At 70.7% G+C, this 3,980-nt stretch carries 2 protein-coding genes and 1 pseudogene; 2 read left to right on the forward strand and 1 reads right to left on the reverse strand.

Going from position 1 to position 3,980, the window contains the following annotated elements:
* Positions 1-173 precede the first annotated feature (173 nt).
* The gene (ssb, locus tag Y694_RS20245) at positions 174-695 is read right to left on the reverse strand and encodes a single-stranded DNA-binding protein (RefSeq protein WP_011827712.1); all 522 of its coding nucleotides are present in this window, start codon (positions 693-695) and stop codon (positions 174-176) included.
* A 188-nt stretch (positions 696-883) separates the two neighbouring features.
* Here ssb and Y694_RS20250 point away from each other — a divergent pair.
* Positions 884-2,266 (forward strand): annotated as a pseudogene (locus Y694_RS20250) (chloride channel protein).
* Positions 2,267-2,314: 48 nt separating this feature from the next.
* The coding region (gene recQ, locus Y694_RS20255) for a DNA helicase RecQ (protein WP_051495935.1) at positions 2,315-3,980 on the forward strand (1,666 nt) is incomplete at its 3' end.

Genomic DNA, 3,980 nt, shown 5'->3' on the forward strand with positions numbered 1-3,980 from the left:
GCGCGCACAACCTGAAGCGCTTTGCGACGTATCGCGGCATCTATCCACCGTTTCGTAAGTTCGCAGTTGAGCTCGACCCAACTAGAACACAAAACGATGTGTTGATAAGAAAAAAGGCCCGTCTCCTCTTGGAGAGCGGGCCTTCAATCAACAAAAAAACAACAAGGTGCCGGTTAGAACGGGATGTCGTCGTCCATGTCGTCGAAGCCGGTGGCCGACTTCTGCGGGGCCGGTGCAGGCGCCTGGCGCGAGGCGGCCGGTCGCTGCGGCGGGCGCGCCGCGCGCTGCGGGGCCTCGCCGCCGCCTTCGTCACCCCGGGAATAGCCGCCGCCACCGCCGTCGTCACCGCCACCCATGCCCTCGCGGCCCCCGAGCAGCTGCATCTGCTCGGCAATGATCTCGGTGGTGTACTTCTCGGCGCCGTCCTTGTCCTGCCACTTGCGGGTCTTCAAGCGGCCTTCGACGTAGACCGGGCGGCCCTTCTTCAGGTACTCGCCGGCGATCTCGGCCAGGCGGTCGTAGAACACCACGCGGTGCCATTCGGTCTCCTCGACCTTGTCGCCGCTGTCCTTGCTCTTCCAGTTGCGGGTGGTGGCAAGGCTGATGTTGCACACCGCCGAACCGCTGGGCGTGTAGCGCACCTCGGGGTCGCGGCCCAGGTTGCCGATCAGGATGACTTTGTTGATGGAGGCCATGCCGCTGCTCCCGCGCAGTAAGGAGAAAGAAGGGATTCGGAGGGGTCCGCGGCCCGGGAATCCGGGGCGGCCGATGATTATGCCCGCCACCCCGATGGCCCTGCGCCCGCTTCTTGCATGAGCCGGCCCAGGCATCATCCGTGGGTGCGCGGGCCGCCGCTCGCGCACCGTCGCACCGTCCCGCACCCTTGAAGAAGCAACCCGACTTCACCCAGGCCGTTCGCCAGGAACTGGTCGACTGGCGCGCCTGGCGCGATCGCGCTGTGGTGCTGGCGTACGCGGTCGCCGCGGGGCTCGCCGTGGTCGGCTTCACGATGCTGAGCGAGCTGGCGCTCGAGGGCTTCGGTGCCCTGCGCGCCCTGCACCCGCTGCTGCCGCTGGTCTGGATGCCGGCGCTCACCGCGGCGCTGGTGTGGGTCACGCTGCGCTGGGTGCCGGGGGCCGCCGGCTCCGGGATTCCGCAGGTGCTGGCGGCGCTGGACACGCGCACCTCGCCGTCGCAGCGTGGGCTGTTCGTGTCGCTGCGGCTGAGCGTGGCCAAGCTGGTGCTGGCGTCGGGCGCGCTGCTGGCCGGGCTGTCGGCCGGGCGCTAAGGACCATCGGTGCAGGTGGCGGCCGGAGTGATGCTGCATGCACGCCGCTGGCTGCCGTCGCGATCGAGCGTCACCGACCACGGCCTGCTGATCGCCGGCGGCGCCGCCGGCATCGCCGCCGCCTTCAATGCGCCGCTGGCCGGTGTGGTGTTCGCGATCGAGGAGCTGTCGCGCAAGATCGAGAACCGCAACAGCGGACTCATCATCACCGCCATCGTGCTGGCCGGCCTGGTGGCGGTCTCGGCCTTCGGCAACTCCACGTACTTCGGCGTCATCCGCGTCGGCCGGCTCGACAGCGGCGTGCTGCTGCCCGGCCTGCTGGTGGTGCTGTGCGCGGGCCTGCTGGGCGGCCTGTTCTCGCGCCTGCTGATCGTGTCGATGGTCGGTGCGCCCGATCGCTTCTGCGCGCTGCGGCGGCGCCATCCGGTGCGCTTCGCGGCCGGCTGCGGCTTCGTGGTGGCGCTGATCGGCATCGTCAGCGGCGGCCTCACCTATGGCAGCGGCTACGACGAGACCAAGGGCCTGCTGGACGGCGAACCCGGCCTGCCGGTGCTGTTCGTGCTGCTCAAGTTCATCAGCACCTGGCTGTCGACCTGGAGCGGCGTGCCGGGCGGCATCTTCGCGCCCTCGCTGTCGGTCGGCGCGGGCATTGGCGCCGACATCGCGCAGCTCACCGGCTCGCCGGCCGGCGCGGCGCTGATCGCCATCGGCATGGCCGGCTTCCTGGCCGCCGTGACGCAGGCGCCGATCACGGCTTTCATCATCGTGATGGAGATGGTCGACGGCCACGCGATGGTGCTCAGCCTGATGGCTGCGGCGCTGGGGGCCAGCGGCGTCTCGCGGCTGCTGAGCCGGCCGCTGTACGCCGAGCTGGCCGAGCTGCAGCTGCGACGCCTGCCGGCCGTGCCGTCGACGATGCCGCCGGACTCGGGCACCGCCACCACCGCATTCCAGGACTCCGCTCCCGGCAGGCCCTGACGCCCGCGCCCGGCCGGCACACGCGGGCGCTCCGCTAGCATCCGCCCCGTGACCCCGCCGCGAACCGACCCGACCCTGCCCGCCACCGACCCGCTGAACGTGCTGCAGCAGGTGTTCGGCTACACCGCCTTCCGCGGACACCAGGCCGAGATCGTCGACCACGTGAGCGCCGGCGGCGACGCGCTGGTGCTGATGCCCACCGGCGGTGGCAAGAGCCTGTGCTACCAGGTGCCGGCGATCGCGCGCCACCGCGCCGGCCACGGCGTGGCCGTGGTGGTGAGCCCGCTGATCGCGCTGATGCACGACCAGGTCGGCGCGCTCGAGGAAGCCGGCGTGCATGCGGCCTTCCTCAACTCCTCGCTCGAACTCGCCGACGTGCAGCGCATCGAGCGCGAGATGATGAGCGGCCGCCTGGTGCTGCTGTACGCTGCGCCGGAGCGGCTGACCACGCCGCGCATGCTGGGTCAGCTCGACTCGCTGCACGAGCGCGGACTGCTGAGCCTGTTCGCGATCGACGAGGCGCACTGCGTGAGCCAGTGGGGCCACGACTTCCGCGAGGACTACCTGGGCCTGCACGTGCTGCACGAGCGCTATGCCGACGTGCCGCGCATCGCGCTCACCGCGACGGCCGACGAGCACACGCGCGCCGACATCGTGTCGCGCCTGCAGCTCGAGGACGCGCGCGTCTTCATCAGCAGCTTCGATCGGCCGAACATCCGCTACCGCGTGGTCGAAAAGGACGATCCGCGCAAGCAGCTGCTGCGCTTCATCGGCGACGAGCACGAGGGCGAGGCCGGCATCGTGTACTGCCAGTCGCGCAAGAAGGTCGACGAGACCGCGGCCTGGCTCGAGACGGAGGGCATCACCGCGCTGCCCTACCACGCCGGGCTCGACGCCGCGGTGCGGCAGCGGCACCAGAACCGCTTCCTGCGCGAGGACGGCATCGTGATGGTCGCGACCATCGCGTTCGGCATGGGCATCGACAAGCCCGACGTGCGCTTCGTCGCCCACCTCGACCTGCCGAAGAACATCGAGAGCTACTACCAGGAGACCGGCCGCGCCGGCCGCGACGGCGAGCCCGCCGAGGCCTGGATGGCCTACGGCCTGGCCGACGTGGTGAACCAGCGCCGCATGATCGACGACAGCCCGGCCGGCGAGGAGTTCAAGCGCGCCCAGCGCGGCAAGCTCGACGCGCTGCTGGCGCTGGCCGAGGCGCACGACTGCCGCCGCATGCGGTTGCTCGATTACTTCGGCGAGCCCAGTCGGTCCTGCGGAAACTGCGACAACTGCCTGAATCCGCCGGCGGTGTGGGACGCCACCGAGGCCGCGCGCAAGCTGCTGTCGTGCATCTACCGCTTCGGTCAGCACGGCCGCGGGCCGCGCAGCTTCGGCGCCGCTCACCTGATCGACGTGCTGCGCGGCAAGGCCACCGAGAAGGTCGCACAGTACGGCCACGACGGCCTGTCGACCTTCGGCGTCGGCGCCGACCTGTCCGAGCAGCAGTGGCGAGGCGTGCTGCGCCAGCTGGTCGCGCTGGGCCATGTGGTGTCCGAGGGCGAATACAACACGCTGGCGCTGACCGACGGCGCGCGCGCGGTGCTCAAGGGCGAGGTGCAGTTGCTGCTGCGCGTGCCGAGCGACACACCGAAGCGCGGACGCCTCGCCCGCGGCGGTGGCAGCGCCGGCCGGGGTGCGAAGGGCAGCGGCGCGCCAG

Source organism: Methylibium sp. T29-B, from assembly GCF_000576225.1.
Classification (GTDB): Bacteria; Pseudomonadota; Gammaproteobacteria; order Burkholderiales; family Burkholderiaceae_C; genus Methylibium; species Methylibium petroleiphilum.

Excerpts from the sequence above, each read along its gene's own strand:
- ssb (WP_011827712.1), bottom strand. The coding sequence starts at position 695 with ATGGCCTCCATCAACAAAGTCATCCTGATCGGCAACCTGGGCCGCGAC.